This window comes from Mucilaginibacter sp. P1_D10, from assembly GCF_056406215.1.
Window position 1 is genome coordinate 59,337 of sequence record NZ_JBFUAP010000010.1, and the last position, 25,078, is coordinate 84,414.

General features: G+C 44.7%; 14 protein-coding genes. 11 read left to right on the forward strand and 3 right to left on the reverse strand.

The window, feature by feature from the left end:
• Positions 1 to 429 precede the first annotated feature (429 nt).
• A complete protein-coding gene (locus AC1DYT_RS16755; protein WP_477470711.1) occupies positions 430 to 1,020 on the reverse strand; it encodes a hypothetical protein in 591 nt (196 codons plus the stop codon).
• A gap of 190 nt (positions 1,021 to 1,210) precedes the next feature.
• Here AC1DYT_RS16755 and AC1DYT_RS16760 point away from each other — a divergent pair, with 190 nt between their 5' ends.
• The 3 genes from AC1DYT_RS16760 (at position 1,211) to AC1DYT_RS16770 (ending at position 8,300) form a co-directional block, all read left to right on the forward strand.
• The gene (locus AC1DYT_RS16760) at positions 1,211 to 1,810 is read left to right on the forward strand and encodes a Crp/Fnr family transcriptional regulator (RefSeq protein ID WP_477470712.1); all 600 of its coding nucleotides are present in this window, start codon (positions 1,211 to 1,213) and stop codon (positions 1,808 to 1,810) included.
• Positions 1,811 to 2,446: 636 nt separating this feature from the next.
• Entirely contained in the window at positions 2,447 to 2,647 is a 201-nt protein-coding gene (locus AC1DYT_RS16765; RefSeq protein WP_477470713.1) for a hypothetical protein, read from the forward strand.
• Between the two features lies 1 nt (position 2,648).
• Positions 2,649 to 8,300, forward strand: a complete 5,652-nt coding sequence (locus tag AC1DYT_RS16770; RefSeq protein ID WP_477470714.1) for an ATP-binding protein — start codon at positions 2,649 to 2,651, stop codon at positions 8,298 to 8,300.
• A 488-nt stretch (positions 8,301 to 8,788) separates the two neighbouring features.
• Here AC1DYT_RS16770 and AC1DYT_RS16775 read toward each other — a convergent pair whose 3' ends face one another.
• Positions 8,789 to 9,910 carry an AAA family ATPase gene (locus AC1DYT_RS16775; protein WP_477470715.1) on the reverse strand — a complete coding sequence of 374 codons (1,122 nt, stop codon included), beginning with the start codon at positions 9,908 to 9,910 and terminating at the stop codon, positions 8,789 to 8,791.
• Between the two features lie 522 nt (positions 9,911 to 10,432).
• Here AC1DYT_RS16775 and AC1DYT_RS16780 point away from each other — a divergent pair.
• Both AC1DYT_RS16780 and AC1DYT_RS16785 read left to right on the forward strand, forming a co-directional pair.
• Positions 10,433 to 11,719, forward strand: coding sequence for a serine hydroxymethyltransferase (locus AC1DYT_RS16780; RefSeq protein WP_477461518.1), 1,287 nt, complete (start codon positions 10,433 to 10,435; stop codon positions 11,717 to 11,719).
• Positions 11,720 to 11,722: 3 nt separating this feature from the next.
• Positions 11,723 to 14,851 carry a PAS domain S-box protein gene (locus AC1DYT_RS16785; RefSeq protein WP_477470716.1) on the forward strand — a complete coding sequence of 1,043 codons (3,129 nt, stop codon included), beginning with the start codon at positions 11,723 to 11,725 and terminating at the stop codon, positions 14,849 to 14,851.
• A gap of 171 nt (positions 14,852 to 15,022) precedes the next feature.
• Here AC1DYT_RS16785 and AC1DYT_RS16790 read toward each other — a convergent pair whose 3' ends face one another.
• Complete coding sequence (locus tag AC1DYT_RS16790) at positions 15,023 to 15,721, reverse strand: ComF family protein (RefSeq protein ID WP_477470717.1); 699 nt, start codon at positions 15,719 to 15,721, stop codon at positions 15,023 to 15,025.
• Between the two features lie 322 nt (positions 15,722 to 16,043).
• On the opposite strand from AC1DYT_RS16790, the gene AC1DYT_RS16795 reads away from it, so the two are divergent.
• From AC1DYT_RS16795 to AC1DYT_RS16820, 6 genes are all read left to right on the forward strand, one after another.
• Complete coding sequence (locus tag AC1DYT_RS16795) at positions 16,044 to 16,595, forward strand: RNA polymerase sigma factor (protein ID WP_477470718.1); 552 nt, start codon at positions 16,044 to 16,046, stop codon at positions 16,593 to 16,595.
• A gap of 111 nt (positions 16,596 to 16,706) precedes the next feature.
• Positions 16,707 to 17,699, forward strand: coding sequence for a FecR domain-containing protein (locus AC1DYT_RS16800; RefSeq protein ID WP_477470719.1), 993 nt, complete (start codon positions 16,707 to 16,709; stop codon positions 17,697 to 17,699).
• 219 nt (positions 17,700 to 17,918) lie between these two features.
• The gene (locus AC1DYT_RS16805; protein ID WP_477470720.1) at positions 17,919 to 21,140 is read left to right on the forward strand and encodes a TonB-dependent receptor; all 3,222 of its coding nucleotides are present in this window, start codon (positions 17,919 to 17,921) and stop codon (positions 21,138 to 21,140) included.
• A gap of 169 nt (positions 21,141 to 21,309) precedes the next feature.
• Positions 21,310 to 22,782 carry a hypothetical protein gene (locus AC1DYT_RS16810; protein WP_477470721.1) on the forward strand — a complete coding sequence of 491 codons (1,473 nt, stop codon included), beginning with the start codon at positions 21,310 to 21,312 and terminating at the stop codon, positions 22,780 to 22,782.
• A 67-nt stretch (positions 22,783 to 22,849) separates the two neighbouring features.
• Entirely contained in the window at positions 22,850 to 24,253 is a 1,404-nt protein-coding gene (locus AC1DYT_RS16815; protein WP_477470722.1) for a hypothetical protein, read from the forward strand.
• A complete protein-coding gene (locus AC1DYT_RS16820) occupies positions 24,254 to 25,075 on the forward strand; it encodes a hypothetical protein (protein WP_477470723.1) in 822 nt (273 codons plus the stop codon). It begins immediately after the preceding gene.
• Positions 25,076 to 25,078 lie beyond the last annotated feature (3 nt).

Genomic DNA, 25,078 nt, shown 5'->3' on the forward strand with positions numbered 1-25,078 from the left:
ATATTGAAAAAAAGGGAAAACCTTAGTTACCCCGGCCTGGACCCGGCGAAATCGCGTTTAAATTAATGCGAGCCAGGACTTGTGCGATTGCCCCTCTCAATAGTAATAGCCCATGAATGGACAGGTCGATGAATCACCAAACGTTCCTATGGAACGTAATCGGTTTTTTTGTTTTTCTACCAACCAAACATCCCGAAGGGATGAGGAAAGCAATTTCGTTCCATAGGAACGTGTGGTTGGTAGAAATAAAAATGTCGGTTTGCCTACGTTCCATTGGAACGTTTGGTGATTCTGTCTAATGATGGGCTATTACTCTCAAGAGGAGGACTAAAAACCTAAAAGTTTCCCCGCCGAAAGAGCATTCATCCTTGCAAATCGAATATTCAATATTCGATTTGCAAGGATGAATAAGTAACGCCGCAAATTCGCTCAGGCTTTCACAGCAACCCCATTAACCGTCTTGTTCAAACGAAACGCCGCAAGCAGGTAATAAAAGGCGCCGAATGCTGCGTACCCGCCCAGGCTGGCAATGCCCTTTGTAGGGTCGTGCGCCAGTACGATAAACGAAACGCCTGCCAGTACCGACTGCCCACCGCTGAGGATCATGGGCCATTGGCCATCTAATGATTTGCGGCGGCGTAAGCCTAAGATAAATTGTATCAGCCCGGTACCGATTGCCCATGCACCGAAAACAATCAGTGCCTCGGGCACGCCTTTTTGTAAAGCGATGCCTACAGCTATGGTTGTAACAGTGCTTATCGCAATGTTTACATGTTGCGGTGTTTTAGAAGCGCTGTTGCGGTTGGCTCGGATATCGAGGAAGGTGCCCAGCACATCCCAGGCCGGGTAAATAATCAGCAGGATACTGGCAATGCCAGGGGACGTTTTTGCAAAAATGGCCACAAGGATAACCCAGGCCACCGAAAAGGCGGCACGGGTAAAATAAAGGTTGCGTAACGATGTAGCAGTTTCAACGCCCGGGGCGTTTGTTGCTGTATTTGATGAAGGATTCGATGTCATGATTTTATTGTTTTTGTTGGCTCAAAGGTCTGTAGTATTGCCGGGCGCGTTTTTCACTTAAGTTAAAACGGCCGGGAAATATTACGGTACGATTACACTTAAAAAGCGAGCGGCGATTTTCACTTAAGTGAAAATGATTGTGTTATATTCTGACTAATTTTGAGGACTGTTTGCCTTATACTATATTCAAATGGCCGATAAAAACGACATCATTTTTCAGTACCTCCGGAATTTTGCGCCCCTGAACGATAACGATATTATGGTTAGCGAACCGTTTTGGAAAGCGCGTAAAATGCTGAAAGGAGATTTCTTCAACATGCAGAGCATGGTTTGCAACGATCTGGGGCTGATTGTGAAAGGCATCTTCCGCATCTATTACCGCGACCCGGAAACTAAGGAAGACAAGAACATCTTCTTTTTTTCGGAGAACCAGTTTGTTGTTTCGTTCCGAAGCTTTGTATCGCGCAGCCCCTGCTGGTATTTCATCGAGGCGATGGAAGATTCGGAGATTTTTTTCATCTCATACCACGACCTGAACAGCCTTTACGAAAGCCACCCCAACTGGGGGAAATTCGGCAGGTTATTGGCCGAATCATTTTTCAAGATCGCGCAAACGCGCACCGAAGAATTCATATTTTTCTCACACGAGCAGCGCTACCTGCGGCTGCTGGAAGCGCACCCGGATATCGTGGAGCGCATACCGGCTTATCATATTTCGTCGTACCTCGGCATCACCAACCCCTCGTTAAGCAGGATCAGGAAACGGGTGGAGAGTAAGAAGGGGGAATAGTTTGATTAGTTAAAATTCCTGTCGCTGCCGCAAGTGTCCCCGACTTGTGGCCCGCATGCAAAGTAGCCATCAGGACGGACAGGCATACACGATGCAGTTCCTTCTTGGTTCTTGACTCTTAATTCTTGCTTCTATTCAGAAAAGGTTCTGTTGTGATGCTTCGGAAAGGTTCTGCCCCGCTTTTTGTCCAAGCCGCTGATAGAAGCGGCTTTCCCGTCAATCGGGTTTAGGGATGAGTGTGCAGTGTGGGACCTCCCTAATCACCATCGTCATTGCGAGCGATAGCGCGGCAATCTCCGGCAAGTAGAGCAGCTTGCAATGCGGACGCGTTTAGAAATCTGCTTTGTGCCTTGTTTTCACTAAAAGCAGACTGTTATCTTCAAAAACCGGCGTGGCACAGTGAAAACACCGGACACAGGCTGAATCCGCATAATCATTGCTATTGGCGCATTTTACATCCCCGGGATATAAACAATCAACAAACCAAGATATTAATCAATTAGTTTAATTAGCAATATTTCTGACAATTGAATACCTTTAATCATCCAGATAAAACCTTATCATTGATAGCAGATTGACCACAGATTTTATCGATTGTAGCTTTGTGATAATTTGTCAACCTTTTAAAAGTAAACAATGGGAACTCATTACAAAGATCAAATCACTGTAGCCACTTCTGATGGTCCATTAACAATAAAATCAGAGCAGATAACAAAAATAGAAAAGGCACCTGATCTTGGTGCATTGATAACCTATTCCTGTTTGGAATCAAATGAATCCAAACAGGCTTTAACAGTTGAATCATTTCTCCGTGTGTTAACTTATTTTAAATACTAACATGGCACTTGGAGATGCTCACCAGGGATACAGCTATCAAGACCTGCTTTGTTGCTACTTTATTTTAGATGATGTCATCAGGTTTAATACCTCCGATTTTTTTATCGATCTCAAGGAATATAAAGAGGACAGATTTGACGATCTTACAATCAATCACTCCGATGCGGTCTATAAGAAACAGTTTAAATACAGTAACGAAAAAAATAACCATACCCTAACTAAGGATGACCTCGCAAATGATGGAAATTACCAGTTAGCTCTTTTCAGCCTTTACAAATCGTGGGTTTCAAGCAGCAAACCTAAAACGTATGTGCGCCTATGTCTGGCATGGAATATACCCGACATAAATTTGGGTGATTTGATGGAAGAACTTTATATGGAAGGATCTTTTCCGGCGTTCAAAACCAGGGTATTTCAATTTGATATCGAGAAGTTCTGGCCGGTCGGAGGTACACCGCCGAAAGGATGGAATAAATTCAAGCAACAAAAAATTGACCATAAGGATTTCAGCGAATTCCTGAAATACCTTACTATAGAACTCGAATTACCAAAATTCAGTGAGGACCTTTACCAGCCTGGTGCCTTGGAAAAACTCGTCTTGGATAAGGTTGAGAGTTTAGGAATGGGGTATTATCCAAATGACCATTACAAAAAACAGGAATTTGCCTCAGCTTTGCTTGCCAAGGTCAGGAAACACAGAAGTTCAGGTGTTCCTATGTCTACGGCCGACTTTTACGATTATTTCAGGATTAAAACTGATTATGGCGCTATCCAGCAAGTATTTCCTGTAAATGAAAATCAGAAAATTGAAACCATTTCAATCTATGAGCAATTAATTTCTGAATTAGCAAATCACCAACGAATTTCCTTGACAGGCGAACCCGGCATGGGCAAATCCTGGCTGGTCGAAAACTTTAAAAAGCATATCGCAGGGACTGAGATTCACTTAATTCGCCATCTGTGCTATACCGATATAAGTGATCAATTACAAACACAGCGGATTCAGATTAACGTTTTGTACGCTAATCTCATCAAAGAAATCCTTGATGTTTTTCCAAAGTTAAAAGGTTCCAAATCAAAAGTGTACGCCAGCGACCTGCACGAACTGAATCTGTTATTAGCCGCAATTGATGAGGATACAATACTCGTTATCGATGGCATTGATCATATTGAGCGAATCTACCAATTCAGAAACCTTTCCATTGACCTTAATCGCTCCGAGATTGACATCTTGCACGCAATCAATAAACTGAAGCCTTCAGCACACGTAAAAATACTCGCAATATCTCAGCCTATAACGGAATTAAAGGAACTTGACAATTTTTATCCGATGTCAATACCGCGTTGGGGAGAGGCAGAAATTGAAAGCTACCTACTTAAATGCGGAGTGGATAACATTTTAATTGATGGCAACCAAAAATTATCACAATACCTAAATCTAAAGGTTGCAGGTAACCCGCTTTACCTTCGCTATATCGTTGAGGAACTTCATAATCTTGACCAAATCGATTTTGACCATTTACAACAAATACCGGTTTATGATTCGGGCCTCAGGAATTATTATCAATATTTACTGGGCAAGCTCAACCTTAAGGAACAGATCCCAAGAATCCTGAGCGGGGTAAGCTTTAGTGTAACGCTTAGTGAGCTACAGGAAATCACAGGTGAAGGGAATTTGGTCAGCGAATCGTTGGATATGCTTAAGCCGGTTATTAAGCTAAATGTTTCCCAGAACGGTTACAGTATTTATCATGAAAGCTTTCGTCGATTTATTATTGACCAGTTAATATCCAATCAGATTTCGATTGAAAAAACAGTATATAACCCAATCATTTCATGGTTTGAAGAAAAAGGTATCTTCACCTATCCTAAAAGCTACCGGTTCTATTTCCAATATATCCATGAATCTGGCAAGCTGGAGAAAGCCCTCGAATTTGCAACAATAGATTTTGTATGGAATTCTGCTTTTCATGGCCACCATTGGGAGATCATCGCCAACAACCTCAAATATATCAACAAGGCCGTACTGAATATGGGTTCTATCCCCCAATTGTTCATTATTACCGAACTTAGCAGGGTAATATCCATGACAGAGGATGCTTTCAAAGAAACCTTACTTTCTTATTTGAAAGCTGTTGGAAATCTGGAAGGTTTCCAAAAAGTTGCAGATTACCTGGTTTATGAAGGTAGCCCTACTCTAAGCCTTGAACTCGGGCTTAAAGCCTGTCAATTGTGCTTTCTGAACAACATGCAAGCCCCTTGGCAAGTTTATCTGGATTACTTTCGAGGTGCGAATGTTGAAATTACAACAGAAATGTTCTCTTTGATCTTAACGCATCGCATAGAAAACGAAGATGAGGAAAAGATTATTCACATAGCTGATGGGATTTCCAAAAATGAAAATTCTGATTATAAGCAAGTATTCAGCTATTTATTTGAGGAATATTATGACCGCGATTTCATACAGAGGCTTATATCTTCAAATACTGTTATCGCTGAACTTCTAATCAGACCGGCATCACCAAAATTATCGAAAATGCAATTGATTAACCTCCGGAATGAGGTTAAGGACATCGATCATTTCAGTTCGCGCGATATTGATGCTTTGGACAGATTTGTTAAAGCAATGGTCGAAGCTGATGACAAGGAATGCCAGGAATGTATCGGGCAGCTAAAAAGTATCAATTGGTTTTATAACTGGGTTATATTCTTAATAGAAACCATAAAGCTTGGAAAGGAGGAACAGCCCGATCAGCACAGATTGGCTGAACTGTTTAAAATGCTAACCTACGATACTGAACCATTTAAAGGAAAGCCGAGGACATCCGATTTACATTCCATAAAGGATTGGATACATCAATCATTTGAAGATGCAATCAAGCTGGTTAATGATGCTGCATTTTATCCAAAGTTGATTGAAGCTCTCATTAAAGTAAGCGACGAAACTACCACAAGCCTTCAAAAAAGCCTTGGCGGACCATTACCGACGGATAAGCTGTTCTCTTTACTATGTGATTGTACCAACGAAGAAAATTGGCAATATATTTCGGAAAAGCTTGAAGAAGAACTCTTGGACAAAAGTCAGTACCATCTGCATTCTTACATCGCAGAATATCACTTTAACCTGACATCCATATATGCAGGCCGGAGTGATGATAAGGCGGTAGCACATTTAAAGGAAGGTCTTAAATTTACTTTAGGGTATACCTTTCGAAAAGATATGACAATTGAGGACCTGCTCAATTCGGTTGAATCTTTAAATAAAGTGGACAATACAAGAGGCATGCAAGCAATTAAAGAATTGCTTGCACTTGTATACTCAGTAGTCAATCATACAGATGGGAAGGAAACACAGTATTTCCCGATTGAGTGGTTTGAAAAATACGCTGCAATCGCGCCGGATGACAGCAAAATCTACCTACTCAACTCGCTGGCTGACACACGATTGGACTGGAGACTGGAAAAATGTCTTGAAAATTTACTTATATCGTTAAACGGTAGTGTTGATATTCAGATCGAGTACTATTTATCAAGGACTTTGCCATTAGCCACCTCGTATAAATTCCTTAATTACAGTATGGGAATCCTTCAGCAAGTTGCCGGTTTAAACGAGCAATGGGCTTTAAAGTACCTTGGTACAGTTTACGAGAAATTCAAGGTTACCTTCCGAAACGAGATTAGCGTAGAGCAGGCCAACATACTGAGGGCAATTATCGGTAATTTAGATATTGATGATCGTATAGATATCTCACTTATTCGGCAACGCAAACCCTACAACTCTCCAACATCAACTGAAAAAATACTGGTTTCGGAATTTCGGTCCCGTCGGGATTTTAGCGAGATGTCGGCAGAAGATATGGTTAATTATCTTCAAGATAATGAAATTACCGACAGGGATTACCAGTCTCTGTTTTATAGAGTTCGGGAAACGAATGTAACGCCTGACGAATACAAAAAAATTATTGATGCCTTGTTTTCTGGAAAGTATAAATACAAGCGACAGCCCCAGAAGTTGAACAAGGTTTTTGAAGATAGCGGTAACATGCAGATATACTTCCAGGTGTCAAGGTTTGTCAACGACCTTAACGAAAACTATCAGTCTTTAGTGAACAAAGAGGCGTTTGATCAGGCTTTCAAAATTAGAGCGGATGAAACTCTTAACGTGCTTCGCCAGTTGCTCGAAAAGCGGCTGGACAAGGGATATTCGATGTCGCTTTCGGGTAATCTTTTTAACGCATTAGCCCACGCGAGCTTAGATAAAAAGGAACTTGTCGAGTCTTGGTCAAACATGTATAATGCTATTGCCGAGAGGCTACCGGTAACTGAGCCTATTGATTGGAGTGAGATGCTTTCGTTTCCAGTTCAAATGGATAAGGAAGAATTACTGATAGCCCTGCTGATTACGCGTTTTAAGATTGGTACGACCGAAAGGTATCAATGGACCCTTGCCGGTGTCGCAGACCTTTTGCAGCGCAACCCTGAGCGGATGATTAAGCCCTTTAAATTTTTCTTCTCTACATGGAAGAATTATGAGAACGCTATTCAGGTCACCATCGTCCAGTTGATTTATGAATATGGCCGCGAAAATCCGGGATATGGAAAACATTTTCATAAAGAACTGGAAAGCATTTATCCACTAAGGCATTTCATGATTGACATCATGATCGAAAAACTCCTGGGCAAATCACCTCGCAGACTGATTGCTGGCCCCGCTAAGTTGCGTTATCCCTTCATGGACGATAACGAAATGGGGGTCTTCATGAGGCTAAATCACAGGCACACTCGTTTGGAATTTGCTTTTGTCGATCTGGAGCAGGCTTTCCAGAAAACAAGAGCAAATTTTAAAACAGAGGTCAATAGCAAGAAAACCTTAGAAATTTATGCAAATCGGTCACATGAGATGTACGTCAGCAACATTTATTTCGCGGATTATATTCTAAAAACAATCAATACGGAATTATATGAGGACCTGTATGAATCATTTGATCGGGATGAGGTTCTTGACAGTACCAGATTAGTAATAAAAAGTATTGTAGCTTATACACAATCTATTTGCCCAAGGGATAAGAAACTTGTTAGACCTTCACAAATTCACGAGCCGGAAAGTCGGAAACGACCGGATGCCTACAGGAATTGGGTGCGCCTTGGGCATTACGAAAAAGAGTTTCATGGTGAGACCTTCGAAAGACTAATCGAGTTAACCGTTTTCTCAGCAGTGCAATTTACTGATAAGGAAAAAGTATCCTATCCATTTTCACAATACAGAATTCCTGAGGACGGTATTTTCACCAGTCAAACCCCATTTCGGCAAGATCGGGAGATGGTTTTTCTCAATCGGGAAACAGATGGCTTGGAGGACTATATACTAATTTGGCTGCATTCCAGTGCGCTTGCACACTTGAAATTAAAGATTAAAACCTTTAATGAAGGATTATCCGCAGTAGATGAAGATGGGAACTTAGGTTTAGTATTTAATAGTTGGAAGTCGGACTATGTTGGTTTAGGGGTTACCGATCGTCTTTCGGATGAGATACCTAAACTGAGCGGAGGTGAGCTTCTTATTCGAGAAGATTTATATCAGCAATTAGAACAGTGGTCTGGCAAATCAGGCTGGTGTTTTACAAAAAAGATTTCAAATGGACGGGCCTTTTAAGTAGTTGTTAATCAGCTGATTTGTAGATATGACCTTTTCCAGGTTCACCACTCTCTTTTTAGCCTGCGGTTGATGTTATCACCAAACCGCCCGTATGCAAGGTAGCCTTCATGCATATCGGGTTAGCCTTAGCATTCTTTTCGCGTTGAGAAAGCATCACGGCGCCACAAGCGGGGACGCTATGCGGTAGCGGAGAGGGTATGATGTGCAGATTTCAGATGTGCAAATGTGCAGATGAGAAGGGTGATAGTGCAGAGGTATGGTTTCGAGAATCAAGAACACCCTTTAGTCCCAGGAATCAAGGTTCAGACAATTTGCAAATCCGCTGTGCCTACCGATGATTGCCGCGCCCGCTGGCGCATTGTCCTCATTTGTGCCCCGCATGCAAGAAAGCCATCGCAAAGGCTTTGGATTTATTTTCAACTCCTAGCACGGGTATGCCAGGCAGCATGGTATAATCTACCCAAGGGAAAAGAGTTTACTGATTTTTACCCTTCGGTGGGCATTATCACCGCGCCGCTTCCCGCCGCCGGCTTCGGCATCAGCTTATTCACCAATCCTACCGAGATGCCCAGTTCAGCGCTTATTTTGCGCTGGCTATACCCTTTGCCTGCCAATTGAGCTACGTGTTGGGCAAGCAGCTCTTTATCGGGCTGGCTGAGGGTGTGCAGGTGCAGGCGTTCGTGGCTGTGGCCTTCAAACTGCATCTGCAAAAAATGTTGGGGCCTGGTAATGCGGCAAAGGCATACGTTTTCTTCGCCGTAGGCCTGCGCGGTGTTGCGCTGTTTAATTTGCTTGAGGTACCGCAGGTGCTGCCGCGTGCTGCTGCTGCCAATGGCAAAGGCGCTATCGGCCAGGTTAATGAGTATTTTGCTGCCTTGCAGGTCGTCGGCCTGCAGTGGCCGGCCGGGGTTGCGTTTTTTGGGCGTATGGGCCAGCACCAGGATAGAGAGGCTGTATTGGGTTTTAAGCACTTTAAGGTGCTTCATCAGGCTCAGCGCAACCGCGGCATTTTCGGTACCGCCGCGCAGGCAGCTGATGTTATCGATGATGAGCACACTGGCCTTTACCAGTTCGATTTTATAGGCAATGCCCGCCATCAGCTGTTCATCGGTTTCGTTGTAGCCCGGCGTAAGGTGGTTATCCGGGTTAAACTCCGCGCGAAAGAAGTTATCGTTAAAGCTGTCCACGCCTTGTGTATTGGCATAGCGCTGGTAAAATTGCAGCGTGGTAAGTTCAAAATCGATATACAGCACTTTAGCGGCCTTTGCCTGCATGGCGAAAGGCCCAATGGCCTTGCCCCGGGCTATGCTATTGCCAATTTGCACCGCCAGTACCGATTTGCCCGCATTGCTATCGGCAAACAGCATACAAAGCTCGTTTTGGTGCCAAAAACTGCCGAAAAGCATCATGGCCTTGGGTTCGCGCTCTCCAAGCTCCATCCAGCGGTTGCCGGTGCAAACGGTAAACAGGTAGCGGCAGGCTTCCGGGTTGGCCGGCGGGTTGGTATTATCGGTTATACGTTTGGCGGGGCGCAGTTCAAGTCCCCGGGCTTCAGCACGGATGGCTTCGATAATATCCGGGCGTCCGGTGGGATGGTAGGTATTCATATGTAACAATGTGTAATGATGCAGGGTAATAGCAGGGCAATGCCCGGAAATTTGGCGAAAACCGCTGCAAATTATGCGTAATGAAGCGGAAATTTGGCGGGCTTGTTATGGCAATATGGGCATATTGCATAAGCAAGCGTTTTTATACCCAAATATAAAACCTATTGATAATAAAAGTGGTGACACGATTTTGACACCATGATAAAATTTGGAATTACCTGATTATAAGGAATGTATCAGTGTTCACGGTGTTCACACGGCGCGGCGTGAACACTTTGGACGGGTTTAGCCTGCGGTTGGTGTAGAGCTTCCTGTCTCAAATCTCACATCTCAAATCTCACATCTATCTAACAGTTGCCTCCCAAAATACAATCCTGCTTTTCTGCGTATTGCTATCAATTATTGCTTTTTATCTCAAATCTCACGTCTCTTATCTCACGTCTCATATCTCACATCTCAAATCTCAATCTTCATATCTCAATTCTAATTTTATAGCTAACTTAGCGCGCATTACACATAACAATGAAAAGAGATAAATTAATATTTAAATTGCTGGATGAAGAGCAGCAACGCCAGGAAGAAGGCATAGAGCTGATTGCATCTGAAAATTTTGTAAGCAAGCAGGTAATGGAAGCTGCGGGCTCTGTAGCCACCAACAAATACGCTGAAGGCCTACCGGGCAAACGCTATTACGGCGGCTGCGAAGTGGTTGATGAGATTGAGACTATCGCTATTGAACGCGCCAAGCAATTGTTTAATGCCGAGTGGGCAAACGTGCAGCCGCATAGCGGTGCGCAGGCCAATGCTGCGGTTATGCTGGCTGTTTTAAACCCCGGCGATAAAATATTAGGGTTCGATCTTTCACATGGCGGCCACTTAACACATGGTTCGGCCGTAAACTTTTCGGGCAAGCTATACGAGCCGCATTTTTATGGGGTTAAAAAAGATACCGGTTATGTAGACTATGAGCAGCTGAAAGAAGTTGCCCTGCGCGAGAAACCGAAACTGATCATCTGCGGCGCTTCGGCTTACTCGCGCGATTGGGATTACGAATTTATCCGCGCCGTTGCCGATGAGGTTGGCGCATTAGTGCTGGCCGATATTTCGCACCCGGCAGGCCTTATTGCACGCGGTTTGCTTACCGATCCGCTGCCGCATTGCCATATTGTTACCACTACTACGCACAAAACCTTGCGCGGTCCGCGTGGCGGCTTGATATTATTGGGTAAAGATTTTGAGAACCCATGGGGCTTGAAAACACCTAAGGGCGAGGTGCGCATGATGTCGGCCTTGTTGGATATGGCTGTTTTCCCGGGTACGCAGGGCGGTCCGCTGGAGCATATCATCGCGGCTAAGGCAATCGCTTTCGGCGAGGCATTGAGCGATAGCTACATGAAATACATTTTGCAGGTGAAACTGAATGGTGCGGCCATGGCCAAGGCATTTGTAGACAGGGGCTATGATATCATATCGGGCGGTACCGATAACCACCTGATGCTGATAGATTTGCGCAATAAGAATATCAGCGGCAAAGCTGCCGAAAAAGCGCTGGTAAGTGCCGATATCACGGCCAACAAAAACATGGTACCTTACGATGATAAATCGCCGTTCGTAACATCGGGCATACGCGTAGGTACTGCCGCTATCACCACCCGCGGATTGAAAGAGAAACACATGGATACCATTGTGGAACTGATAGATTTGGTATTAACCGACCCTGAAAACGAAACTGTTTTGAAGAAGGTACGTAAAAGGGTGCACAAGCTAATGGAAGAGCATCCCCTATACCGGGATAAACACCTGGGCTAATAAATGGACACAGAGCATCATACCCCTATCGAGCTGGAAAGCAGGCGCTTAAACGCTTTGCATTCTTATAATATCTTAGATACGCTGCCCGAGAAGGAGTATGATGCTATTACCCGCCTGGCCTCCTATATATGCCAGGTACCTATCGCCTTTATTTCTTTTATAGACGACTCCCGCCAATGGATGAAATCGGCCATAGGGCTTGATATTACCGACGTGCCCATTGAAGATACCTTTTGCCAGCACACCCTTAGGCAGGGCGATTTAACCACCATCCCCGATGTATCGAAAGAAGACCTCTACCGCGACCATGAGATGGTTACCGGCGAGTTTGGGCTGCGGTTTTACGCCAGTGCGCCGCTGATAGACCCCGACGGCTACCGCATTGGTACCCTGTGCGTGCTGGATAAGCGTGCACGAGAGATAACCGAAGAACAGCAGGATGCCCTTAAAATATTAGCCAGCGAGGTAATATCGCACCTGGTGCTGCGCAAACAAAAAATAGAATTGGAGCAAAGCCTGCAGGCGCATAAGGATTTTCATACGCTTTTTAATAATTCATCAGAGATACATTTGATTGCCGGTGCCGATTCTAACATCGAACTGATCAATAACTGTATTTTTGATATTTTGGGCTACAGCCAGGAGGAGGCCACGGGCAGGTCCTTATGGAGTTTTGTGGCGGGGCAAAACCGCGAGCAGTATGTGCCCGTTATCGAGAAAGCCATCGCGACGGAAAAACCCTTCGAGATAGAAACCCAAACGGTTACCCGTTCCGGCGAAATTAAATGGATAAGCTGGACTGCCGTACACAAGGCCGGTAAATGGTACTGCAGCGGCCGCGATATGACCCTGCAGAAAAAGCTGATGAATGAAACCCAGCTGCTATCGCTGGTGGCCAGTAAAATAAAAAACGGCGTGGTGATAAGCGATGCCCACGATTGCGTGATATGGACCAACGCCGCTTTTGAGCATATAACCGGTTACAATACGGGCGATGTTGACGGGAAATTTCTGGGGCAGGTTATAAAAGGCAAGCCTAAAGATGAAGCCGCCGAGAACGAATTACTAGATGCGATAAAGAAGCAACGATCGTACGAGGTGGAGCTATCTATGTTTACGAAAGAGGGGAAGCCCATCTGGATATCGGTAACCAACTCTGTTATCTACGCTGCAGACGGTACGATAGAGAAATCCATCCGCATCATCATCGATATAACCATGCGCAAACGCGCCGAGCAGGACGTGGAGATACTGTCGTTCGCGGCACGTAAATCGCCAAGTGGCATCATGATACGCGATAACGAAAGCCGGATAATATGGATGAACGAATCGATGGAGAAGATAATAGGATACACCCTGGAAGAATTAAAAGGGCAAACTATTGGCACTAAACTGGTAGGCGCGGAAACCGACATGGAGGTTTTTAAAGGGGCGGTACAAAAGGTAAAAGCGAACGAGCCTTACGAAGTCGAAATAAAAATATATAAAAAAGACGGCACGCCCGTATGGGTGTTCATATCAAACAGTCCGCTGTTTAACGAGGCTGGCAACGTGGAGCGGCAGATAGGCGTGATGGTGGATATCAGCAGCCGCAAAAAGGCCGAAGAACAGCTCACCTTGCTTTCACTTGTTGCCAGTAAAACTACCAGCGGCGTAGTCATCAACAACGGCGAGGGCAAGGTAGAATGGGTGAACGATGCTTTTGAGCACATTACCGGCTATGCTTTGCATGATGTAAAAGATAAACACCTGGGCGATTCGCTTAAAGGCGAGCTTACCGATGTATCCATCATTACCAAAGCGCGCGAACTATCCGAAAAGAAGCAATCTTTCGAGGTGGATCTGCTCATTTACCGTAAAGACGGTGTGCCGGTGTGGATATCGGTCATCAATTCGGTTATTACCGATAATACAGGAAAGGTTGATAAGTACATTGAGGTAATCATTGATATCACTGCCAAAAAGAATGCCGAGCAGGAGCTGATAGCCGCAAAAGAGGAAGCCCTGCAACTGAGCCGCGCCAAAGATATGTTCATAGGCGTAATGAGCCACGAGATACGTACGCCGCTGAATGCCGTGATAGGCATGAGCCATTTGTTGCTGGATGATAACCCGCTCGATTCGCAAAAGGAGAACCTCAACATCCTCAAGTTCTCGGCAGAGAACCTGATGACGCTGATAAACGACGTGCTGGATTTTACCAAGATAGAAACAGGCAATGTGGTGCTGGAACATGCCCGGGTAGATATACGGGATATGATACAGGGCGTAACGGCCTCTATGCAATACAAAGCGCTGGAAAAGGGTATTTATCTGAAGAGCGAAGTAGAAGGTTCAATACCCGAAGCGGTACTTGGTGACAGGGCCAGGCTGGTACAGATTTTGCTGAACCTGGTGAGTAATGCCGTTAAGTTTACCTCCACAGGCGGCGTAACTATCGATTTAAAGATAATTGAGGAACAAAAAAAAATCGTGAGGCTGCGTTTTGCCGTATCTGATACCGGAATTGGTATTGCAAAAAGCAAATTAAATACCATCTTTGAATCTTTTAAGCAAGCCGAGGAAAATACCACCCGCGAATACGGCGGTACAGGCCTGGGTTTGGCTATCAGTAAACGCTTGATAGAGCTGCACGACTCGCGGATAATTGTAGAAAGCATACCGGGGCAGGGCTCTACATTTTGGTTTACGGTAACCTTTAAGAAGATAGACGATCGTACTAAAAATAACAATAATAAAGTGGAAACAGGGCTAAATATCAATGTGCTGGTAGTAGATGACAACCAGATAAACAGGTTGCTTATAAACAAAGTACTAAAAAAATGGGGCGCATCGGCAGATTTTGCCGAAAACGGCCAGGAAGCCATTGATAAGCTGGAACTGCACAAGGACTTTGATGTAGTACTGATGGATATCCATATGCCTATTATGGGCGGCCTGGAAGCCACCGGAGTTATCCGCTCCAAAACCGAGCCTTATTTCCAGAATTTGCCCATCATTGCCCTTACCGCTTCTATGCTGAACAACCAGATGGGAGAGATAGAAGGCGCCGGCATGAATGATTATATCCTGAAACCTTTCGACCCAGCCACGCTGCACATGAAACTAAGCAGATATCAGAAACAGTAGTTCAGAGTCAAGAGGTAAGAATCAAGAGACAAGAAGGCAGAAGGATTTCGAATGATGAAGTTTGGCTCCATAAAATAAAGAAAGCGTTCCATCGGGTCGCTTTTTTTGTTTGGAGGAATGCCGCACGCAAATCAAAATCCTATAAATCGTAAAAATCCGCTCAATCCCGGTTCAGACCGCATAAGCTATAGTAGCCATACTCAACTTTAATCCCGGCACTTTAAGCAGTTCTATGCCGCAGGCTTCCAGCGTTGAGCCGGTGGTAACGATATCATCAACCAGCATGATATGCTTGTTTGCCAGTTTATCCGGGTTGGCAACGGCAAATACTTCCTGCATGTTTTCGAACCTGGCAAACCGCGATTTATGCGTCTGCGTTTTGGTGGCTACCCTGCGGACAAGGTTATCCAGTTCTACACTTGCATTCAGTTTTTCGGCCAGTCCATAGGCAAAACAGGCACTTTGGTTATAGCCACGTTCCTTAAGCCGCTTTTTGTGGAGAGGCACCGGGATGATATAATCTGCCGTTTTAAATATTTCGTTCTCTGCCAGCTGGCTGCCCGCAATACTGCCCAATATATTACCTATGCGCTGCATACCATCGTACTTAAAGTGATGCATCATCTGCTGTACCTTGCCGCCTTTGTTAAATAAATAAAGCGCGTATGCGGCTTCTATAGGCAGCTTCCCCCAAAATTGTTGCGCTACGATATTGTCAGGCTGTTGGTGGAAGTTGGTGTAAGGCAGGTTGTATAGGCAATCGGTACAAACCATATCCTCGCCCAAAACCAGGCTGGCATGGCAGGCCGCGCACAGCCGGGGAAATATCAGCGAAATAAAATCTGACAGGTAGGTACGCAGCACATTCATACGTTTAAAGTACGTAAATATTTAGATGCGCACAGCGTTTTTTCTGAATGATTGCGCTGATATACCCAAACCCGATGAACGGGAAACGCAGATAACGTTTTTGCTGGAAGGTTGAGACAGCGGCTTTGCGATTCCTTGGATCAATCTGTATATTGTATCTGAAATCCACGACTGGGCGATTTTGCAGAGGCAGTTCACAGAATGCAATTTTGGCTTTGAATATAGCAGTGCGCAGCCTACCTGTTAACAATTTAGTAGCGTAAACTTAATTTCCGAACTCGTCTTTACTTCCTATTTTCGTAACGAAAACATTACAACAATAGTGAAGAGTTTTTCTGAATCGACGCTGATAGCATTACTTAAACAGCATAATATTCATGCGTTTAATGAATTGTATTCACGCTACTGCAAAGAGTTGTATGCGCGCGCTTATAAACGGTTAGGCTCTAAAGACGATGTTCAGGATATACTCCAGGATATTTTTCTATCGGTGTGGAACAATGCCGAACTGTTAGATGAGGACAAATCCCTTGGGCCTTATCTTTATAAATCTTTAAAGTTTAAAATAATCGACCGCTACTATAGGAAGGTGAAATTTTCTTGCGAGGAAATTGATTCGCCTGAAATGGAATTTGTATCAAACGACGGCGCCAACGACAAGATTTTGCTGAAAGAACTTGAAGACCTGCTTAACGGCGAAATAAGCCGCCTGCCGGTTAAAATGCGGCAGGTGTTTTTATTGAGCCGGGGCGAATACCTCAGCAATCAAAAAATTTCCGAGCGTTTGTCCCTTTCTTCCCAAACCGTTAAAAATCAAATATCGCTTGCTTTAAAAAAGCTAAAATGCGCGGTTGATGATTATAACACCATTTAATTCCTGCCGCTCCTTCCTCATTGTTAAGTAATTGTATCCCGCGCATTAACTTTTTATCGGGCATGGTACTCTTCGCTAATTTGGCCGAATTAGTTAGTAAAAGCACCAGCATTGAATTCGGAACTAAACGAAAAACAGATTAAGGAGTTGCTTGGCAGGTACGTCGACGGAACAGCATCGGAGACCGAGCGCAAGCAGATTGAAGCGTGGTACCAATCGTTCGACGATGACGCCGCTGCCCCCGTTTTTTCATCGCCCGATGAAGAACAACAGGAGTACGATTCGGTATTGAGCAAAATTCACGGCCAGATACTACCTTCACAAATCAATACCAATCTTTTTTCTAGGCCACGTTCGATAGCCCGTTTAATGGTTGCCGCAATAGTTGGGTTCTTTTTAATCGCAGCAGGATCCTTCCATTTTTACTTCCGGAATTTAAAAGCCGTACCCGAAATAGCTAAGATAAATTTGGCAGTTGCCGAGGCCGGTAAAATGAAGCTGATCGAACTGGCCGACGGATCAAAAATCTGGCTGAACTCGTCATCTAAGCTCAGCTATCCCGATCGTTTCTCTGCGAACCTAAGGGAAGTAACGCTGCTGGAAGGCGAAGCCTTTTTTGAAATAGCGCATGAAAACAAGCGTCCTTTTATTGTACACAGCAAGGGCGTAAACACCCAGGTTTTGGGCACCTCGTTCAATATAAACGCCTACAAATATTCAAATAACATAGAAGTTACCGTCAATACCGGCAAAGTGGCTGTAAGCGTAGGCAACGACCTTATAGATTACCTAACTCCTAAAGAACAGATAAAATACCAGTTGCTTACGGGCAAGATTTTAAAAGAGAGCGTGAAAGATAGCCGCGCCCCCTGGATGAACGGCGACATCGTTTTAGACCAGGTAAATTTTGAGAGCCTTAAGGCTATCTTATTCGATAACTACAAATATGTGCTAAAAAATAAAGGCAAGAACATAACCCGGCTGCATTTCTCTGCCACATTAAAAAAATCCGACGAAATACATAATGTGATGAAACTGCTTAGCTCCATCAACAGAACAAAATACAGTTTAGCTCAAAATCAAAATGAAATAACCATGTATTAAAAGGAGTGGCATATCTATACAAAAAAGCGGAAGCTGTTAGAGCAGCTTCCGCTTTAAAAAACAGCCCTGTGCGATGCAAAACCACTAGCGGCTGTAATGTTTCCGGCAACTAAATTTCACCCAAAACTTCACAAATATATGGTTATATTTTTTACACACATAAAGCGATTTATGCGCATTTCTACCCTCCTGATCACGATTATTTTAAGCACCTGCGTTATGATGAATGCAGCGCCGGTTGCTGCGCAAAAGGTTTCGGGGATAAAGGTTTCCGTTAGTTTTCAAAAGCAGAATTTGGGCTTAAGCATACAGCAACTGCAAAACGCAACAGGCTTAAACTTTGCATACAACAAAGATCTGTTCGCCGGTGTAAGCACCCCCGCCGCCTCGTTCCAAAACGCTACGCTCGATGTAGTGCTCGACAAGCTTTTGGCCAATACCGATTTTTCTTACCGCGTAGTTAATAACAATATCCTTATCAGTCTGGATCAGGCCAAGATAAATCGCCGTGCGGCACCTGGCAAGCTTGCCGGCAAAATTACCGATGCAAAATCGAGCGAAACCCTGCCCGGCGTTACCGTTACAGCCGAAGGGCCCGTAACCTTAAGCACCACTACAGATATACAGGGTAATTACAACCTGCAATTGCAGCCCGGAAGCTACACCCTTACTTTTAAGTACATAGGCTACCAAACCAAGGTAATTACCCTTGTTGAGATTAAAGACGGCGCGCTTTCCCAGCTCAACATAGCCATGGCAACCGCAACCAACCAGTTGGCAGGCGTAGTAATTACCAGTACTTTCCGCCGCGAAACGCAATCGAGCATTTATTCGCTGCAAAAAAATAGTTCGGCCATAACCGATGGTATTTCAGCAGAGCTTATCCGCCGCACGCCGGATAGGAACGCCGGCGACGCCCTTAAAAGGGTTACAGGCGTAAGCGTGTCTGAGGGCAAATTCGTGGTGGTGAGGGGTTTGTCCGACCGCTATAACTACACCATGCTTAATGGTGGCGTATTGCCGAGCACCGAACCCGACAGACGGTCGTTTAGTTTCGATCTAATCCCCGCGCAAGCTATAGAAAGCGTTGTGGTAGTAAAAACCGCCACCGCCGATTTGCCCGGTGAATTTGCGGGCGGCGTGGTGCAAGTGACCACAAAGGATTTCCCGGACCAGGACTTCTTTTCGGTAGCAATAGGCAGCGGAAGGTACGAGGGGCAAACCGGTAATCCGTTTTTTAAAGACCGGAACGGTAGCAATGATTGGATAGGATCTGACGACGGTGGCCGTTCGCTGCCAAAAGAGGTAGACCTTACTTCGGCCGGTTTCGGTAAACTTTATCCGGAAGAGCGGTTCCGGTTGAGCAATGTGCTCGCCAAGGGATGGAACCCGGTTGCTGCGGGCAACGCAAAGCCTACCAATCAATTGCAATTGGGCTTTGGCAAAACCATAGTGTTCAAAGATGCTTCTAAACTGGGGATAATAGCCCTTGCCAACTACAGGCACGATGAATCGATAGACCAGATACAAAGGTACGATCTTGCCCGGCTTTATCGGTATTCGGGTACGGTAGCCCCCGGAGACACCTTGCGTTATTTGCGCTCGTATGACTACGAAAGGGATTACAAGTACCAGGTAAACACAGGTGCTTTATTGAACATAGCCTACCAGTTCGGTAAGAATAAAGTGGCGCTCAAATCGATGTTCAACCGCGATTTTGAAACGATAACCTCGCTTAAAACCGGTTTGAAAACGCAAGGCGAAGGCTTTCAAGATATCGTGCCAAGCATGGTTACGGATATGCACCCTACTATCAAAACATTGATAGGCACGCAATTGCAGGGTGAGCATAAATTGGGCGCAGAAAACCCGGTAACTTTAACCTGGAACGTTTCTTACAACCAGGTAAAAAAAGATGAGCCTAACCAAACCCGTATCGGTTACGTTAACCTATACCCTTCCGATACGGTAACGTATAAAAACCAAAACTATTTTGTACCCGAGTTTGGTTCGATAGAAAACTCGAGCCGTTTGTATTCCAGGCTAAAAGAGGAAGCCTATAATGTGAATTTTGCGGTTACTACGCCGTTTACAGTGGGCAGTCAACTGCAAAAGCTTAAGGCGGGCGCGTTTACGCAATTCCGTAAAAGATCGTACTTAACCCGCAACCTGGGCTATTTCGATGCAGCCCGCGGCGTAACATCTCCTAACGATCAAACCGGCTTCCCATCAGACAGGCCGGTAGATTTTAGCCAGTCTATCGATAGTATCTTATCGCCAAAGAATTTCAGGCCGGGCGGCTTGGTGCTGGTTAACTACGAATTGCCCGCTAATGAATATACCGGCGGTACTAACCTTGCTTCGGCTTTTGTGAACATGGAAAGTAATGTGCTGGACAACCTTAAGTTTATCTATGGCGTAAGGGCAGAGTTTTATACCATGAGCCTTAGTACCAATGAAGACCTTGCCAGGGCATTGCCGGGTAGCGGCGGTACAGGCGATGATCAAAGCCCAGTGCAATATATACGCTACAACACCGATATATTGCCATCGGCAAGTTTGATATACACCCCTATCAAGAATTTGAACGTGAGGGCTGCCTACTCTAAAACGCTCACCCGGCCAGAGTTCAGGGAAATAAGCCCTTACGAGTACTTTGATTTTGTAAGCGGTTATGTTACGCAGGGTAATCCTAATTTGAACAGGGGCACCATCCGGAACCTCGACTTCAGGTTAGAGTGGTTCCCTACTGCAGGCGAGATATTTTCGGCCTCCATTTTCAGGAAAGATTTGAAAGACCCCGTTGAGGTAAACACGCAGGCCACAACGTCTACTACAAAATTTATACGTACGTACCGCAATATCGAAGGCGCGGTAAACTGGGGCCTTGAATTCGAGGCGCGCAAGAACCTTTATTTCGGCACGGGGCCCGAGTGGTTGAAAAACATCATCGTGTTTGGCAATTACGCCCGCATCCATTCGCACATTATAGGTAAGATACAAGGCTTTGAAGGCCGTACGGATGTCGATCAGAATTTGCAGCGCAGGCCGCTTAGCGGGCAATCGCCTTACCTCATCAATGCAGGTTTACTGGTTAATGCGTTTAAAAATACCTTCAGCTTCTCTGCCGCGCTTAACCGTGCCGGCCGCCGCATAGTAGTGGTAGGCACCACAGCCGAGGATCGTGGCAACATCAGCACCTACCCCGATGTGTACGAAAACCCGCGCAACCAATTGGATTTGCAGATAGGGCAGAAACTGTTTAAGCAACAAATAGAAATAAGGTTGAATGCCGCCAACATCATCCCTGATAGGTATATCCAGTACCAGGATTACGATTTGGACGGAAAATACTCGGGCAATACGTTCGATGCCACGGTTTATTCCAGGAAATCATTCAGCAACTATATGCTTACCCTTACTTATACTTTTAAAAAGTAATATAAAAGAAACCAAACTAAACCGAAAACTAAAAGATGAACAAAATGGAGGTAACAACCCGGTAGTAAGAAACACCCGAGAGTAGCCCCGGCCAGGCCGGAGCGTCTCATGATGCAATTAAAAAACCAGCGAAGTTCAATAATTAACACAAAATTAATAAAAAAACAAAATGAAACTATTTTCTAAAATTTTAACTGCAGTAGTATGTGCAGGCCTTTTAAGCGCTTGTACTAAAGAAAGCAGCAATCTTAACGTTGAGCGTGACATCGTACACGGCCCTGGAGGTTCAGGTATCGATACCATTAAAGGTAACATTACCGGTACTGTAAGCCTGACTTCCTCAAGAACTTATATCCTTAAAGGGTTAGTAACTATAAAAAGCGGCGCTACTTTAAACATACCTGCCAATACCGTAATTAAAGGTTTTACAGGTGCTGGTCAAAAAGGCGTATTATTGGTTGCTAAAGGTGGTAAACTTAATTGCAATGGTAATTCAACCAAACCGGTTATCTTTACAAGCGATAGCTCAACTCCAACCAATGGCGATTGGGGCGGTATTATCATTTTAGGTTCGGCTCCAACAAACAAGCCAACTACAACCTATATCGAAGGTATACCTAACACAGCCGACACTCAATATGGTGGTGCTAATGCTGCTGACAATAGCGGTAACTTAGCTTTTGTGCGCATAGAATATGCTGGTGGCGTTTATGCAGGTGCTTTGGGCAACAACAACGAGGTTAATGGCCTTACCCTTGGTGGCGTTGGTGCTGGTACAATCATGCATCACATACAGGTTAGCTATAGCGGCGATGACTCATATGAGTTTTTTGGTGGTACAGTATGCCCAAAATACCTGATATCTTACCGTTGCATTGATGACGATTTTGACTTCGACTTTGGTTACCGTGGTACCTTACAGTTCCTTTTGGCTTTCAGGGATCCTGAAATCAATGACCAATCAGGTTCACATGGTATCGAGTGCGATAACGACAACACTGGTATTGCTACAAACAACCCACGCACACGTCCTATCATCTCTAACGCTACTTTTATTGGTAACAATGGCGTTGTAGATTCAGATCCGCATTCTCCACAAACATCTGCTACCAATGTTTCTGGTACTTTTGTTGCCGGTGCACGTTTCCGCAGGAACAGCTCTTTCAAAGTGCGTAACTCAGTATTCATTGGCTGGCCAAAAGTATTATATGTTGATGGCCAGGTAACTAATGATAGCCTTGCTACAAATAATGCCGAATTTAAGTATAACCTTGTAAACAACGATCCTAAAAGTTCGGCCTTTTTTACAACTGGTGCAACTTCCTTTACCAATGCATCATTAAGGGCTTACCTTGAAGATCCGGCTGGCAGCAACAACACATTGTACCTCTCTTCTGCATCTTTGAGGTTAGTTGATCCATTTAACCTGACAGGTGTACATCAGGAACAATTCCTTTTGCTTAGCAACGCATCTGCAACGAGTGGCGCTAATTTTACAGGACCTGACTTTGCAGTTGCATCAAATCCTGCTTTTGGTTCACCATTGTTTAAGATTGCGAAATACCGCGGTGCATTCCCGATAACAGGCACTAATGCCTGGGCTCTTGAACAATCTGGTACTACTGGCTGGGCCAGGTACTAAGCTTTTTAAGTTACAAACTGGTTTGGCAATTTTGCCAAACCAGTATTTTTTTTAATAAACGCAATAAATGAAAAAAAATCTTTACCTATTAATTTTCAGCAGCAGTTTGGCGCTGTGTTTGTTTTCCTGTAAAAAAGCCGACACGCCGGTTAATGTTTCGAAGCCCGTAGTGAAGCTGCCGGAAAGGATAACCGCCGACAGGGCACTAAGCAGCGATACGGTTTATACATTTAGCCAGGTATTGGTAACCAACAAAGCGGTTTTGACTATAGCACCCGGAACCGTTATAAAAAGTTTGGATTTTGCAACCGGCCAAACCAGGTCTGGTTATTTTGCAATTGATAAAGGGGCAAAGATAATGGCAGAAGGAACCGTAGATAAACCGATTGTGTTTACCTCGGGTTCGCCGGAAGGGCAGCGCCAGTTTGGCGATTGGGCCGGCTTATACATTTTTGGCTTGGCACCGGTTAGCGGTTTCAACCCCGAAACAGGGCGCCCGAGCAAGATCGTTACCTTGGGTGGTTTAGGAGCTACCCTACCGAGTGGCGGCGGAACCGATGCAGTAGATAATTCGGGTATCATAAAATACGTGCGGATTGAATTTGCCGGCGTAAACTCCGCAAATTCATATGGGCTTGCGTGCGTTGGCGTTGGCCGGGGAACCGTTATCGAAAACGTAGAAGCCAGCTATACGCAAACCTGCGGCTTTGGTTTTTACGGCGGTACTGTGAGCGCAAAAAACCTGCTAGCCTTTAACAATCGTGGTATTGGCTTTGTTTATTCCAATGGATATGCCGGCAAGCAGCAATTCCTGGTTAGCTATAAACACCCTTATTTTGCGGCAGATGGTTTTTACCTTCCTACTTGCGATGGGCTGCTTACCATAAATGATATCGAAAACAACCCCATTTCTCCTGCTACAAGGCCGGTAATATCTAACCTAACGGTTATTGGGCCTTACAAAAACCCTGGATATAATTCAAGCCTGCCCTGGACATCTTCTGTAACTGTATCCTATAGCAGCGCTTTATCCCTTAGGAATTCGGTTTTGATGGGTATGCCGCATGGCGCATTTAGGATTGGCGACGAAGGAGCAGCGCAAAAAATGCTGACAAAGAAAATAGATTTTACTTACAATTTGCTCAACGCTACAGACCCTGCCGAGTTATATACGATAGATTTTAATACAGTAGGCTCTATTGGCCCTGATGACATAAGGGCGTTTGTAACTACCCCCTCTCGTAATAACACCAGTTTTAATACACCTGGCCTTATCGGCCTTGCCGATCCGTTTAATTTTGCAAATCCTGGCTTGCTGCCTAATTCAGGCTCGCCTGCATTAACCGGAGCAAACTTCCTTGGTACCGATTTCAGCACCGGTTTTGAAACGGTTACGTACCGCGGCGCATTTGGCGCACAAAACTGGATGGACCAGTGGACCGACTTTTACGCTGTAACTACATCTCACTAAGTGTCAAAAAGAAATATATTGATAAGCAAAGCTTTAGGTATTACGCAAATTAAGTATGCGCTGTTGGCATGCTTATGCTTTGTTTTCCCGGCATTTTGCAGCGCACAGCAGGGCACCACTTATAAACCTATGGTGGGCATAACCTTTTCTAATTCAACGGTTAAGGATAAAGGCATGTCGGCGCTTACTTATACCGGCTGGTACCCCGGGGTAATGGCCGGGGTTGATATCAACTCACAAAAGCTGAAACAATCTATATCCCTTAGTTTTGCATCGGGCAACTTAAAAAATAATCAGAACCTGGCTACGTTATCGGCTAAGAGTTATGCGGCAAATTACTTGGCATTGTTCCCGGTAAGCCATGGCAACGTACAGCTTTATCTTGGCGGCATATTTGATAATAATCTGGCCACTCGTAGGCACAGCTCTTATATCAATAATAATAGTTATTACGAATTCAACAGTTCTTTGGGTGTCGCTGCAAAAATCTACTATTATTTTGGCACAGCAAGTAGTGGTAGTAACGCCAGCAGTTTAAGTTTCGGCGTGTTTAGCCCTTTGGGGTCGGCTTTATCCAGGTCGAATTCTGTTTATAATAAGGAAAACGATTTTCTGTCCCGCGGCTTTAAAACCTATCTTAAGAACACCCATATCGTAACGTTTGGCCGCTATGCAAAAGTTAACCTGCACACCCAACTGGATAACCGGGCGGGTGTTTTAAAGGGAATATCGTTAGCTTATAGCTGGGAATATTACAATATAACAGAGGTTAACAAGGTACAATCGGCAGTGAATACTATTATTTTATCTTATCATTTTTAGGGA

Coding starts and splice junctions, on each gene's coding strand:
- AC1DYT_RS16755 (WP_477470711.1), bottom strand. CDS start 1,020: ATGACATCGAATCCTTCATCAAATACAGCAACAAACGCCCCGGGCGTT.
- AC1DYT_RS16760 (WP_477470712.1), top strand. CDS start 1,211: ATGGCCGATAAAAACGACATCATTTTTCAGTACCTCCGGAATTTTGCG.
- AC1DYT_RS16765 (WP_477470713.1), top strand. CDS start 2,447: ATGGGAACTCATTACAAAGATCAAATCACTGTAGCCACTTCTGATGGT.
- AC1DYT_RS16770 (WP_477470714.1), top strand. CDS start 2,649: ATGGCACTTGGAGATGCTCACCAGGGATACAGCTATCAAGACCTGCTT.
- AC1DYT_RS16775 (WP_477470715.1), bottom strand. CDS start 9,910: ATGAATACCTACCATCCCACCGGACGCCCGGATATTATCGAAGCCATC.
- AC1DYT_RS16780 (WP_477461518.1), top strand. CDS start 10,433: ATGAAAAGAGATAAATTAATATTTAAATTGCTGGATGAAGAGCAGCAA.
- AC1DYT_RS16785 (WP_477470716.1), top strand. CDS start 11,723: ATGGACACAGAGCATCATACCCCTATCGAGCTGGAAAGCAGGCGCTTA.
- AC1DYT_RS16790 (WP_477470717.1), bottom strand. CDS start 15,721: ATGAATGTGCTGCGTACCTACCTGTCAGATTTTATTTCGCTGATATTT.
- AC1DYT_RS16805 (WP_477470720.1), top strand. CDS start 17,919: ATGATGAATGCAGCGCCGGTTGCTGCGCAAAAGGTTTCGGGGATAAAG.
- AC1DYT_RS16810 (WP_477470721.1), top strand. CDS start 21,310: ATGAAACTATTTTCTAAAATTTTAACTGCAGTAGTATGTGCAGGCCTT.
- AC1DYT_RS16815 (WP_477470722.1), top strand. CDS start 22,850: ATGAAAAAAAATCTTTACCTATTAATTTTCAGCAGCAGTTTGGCGCTG.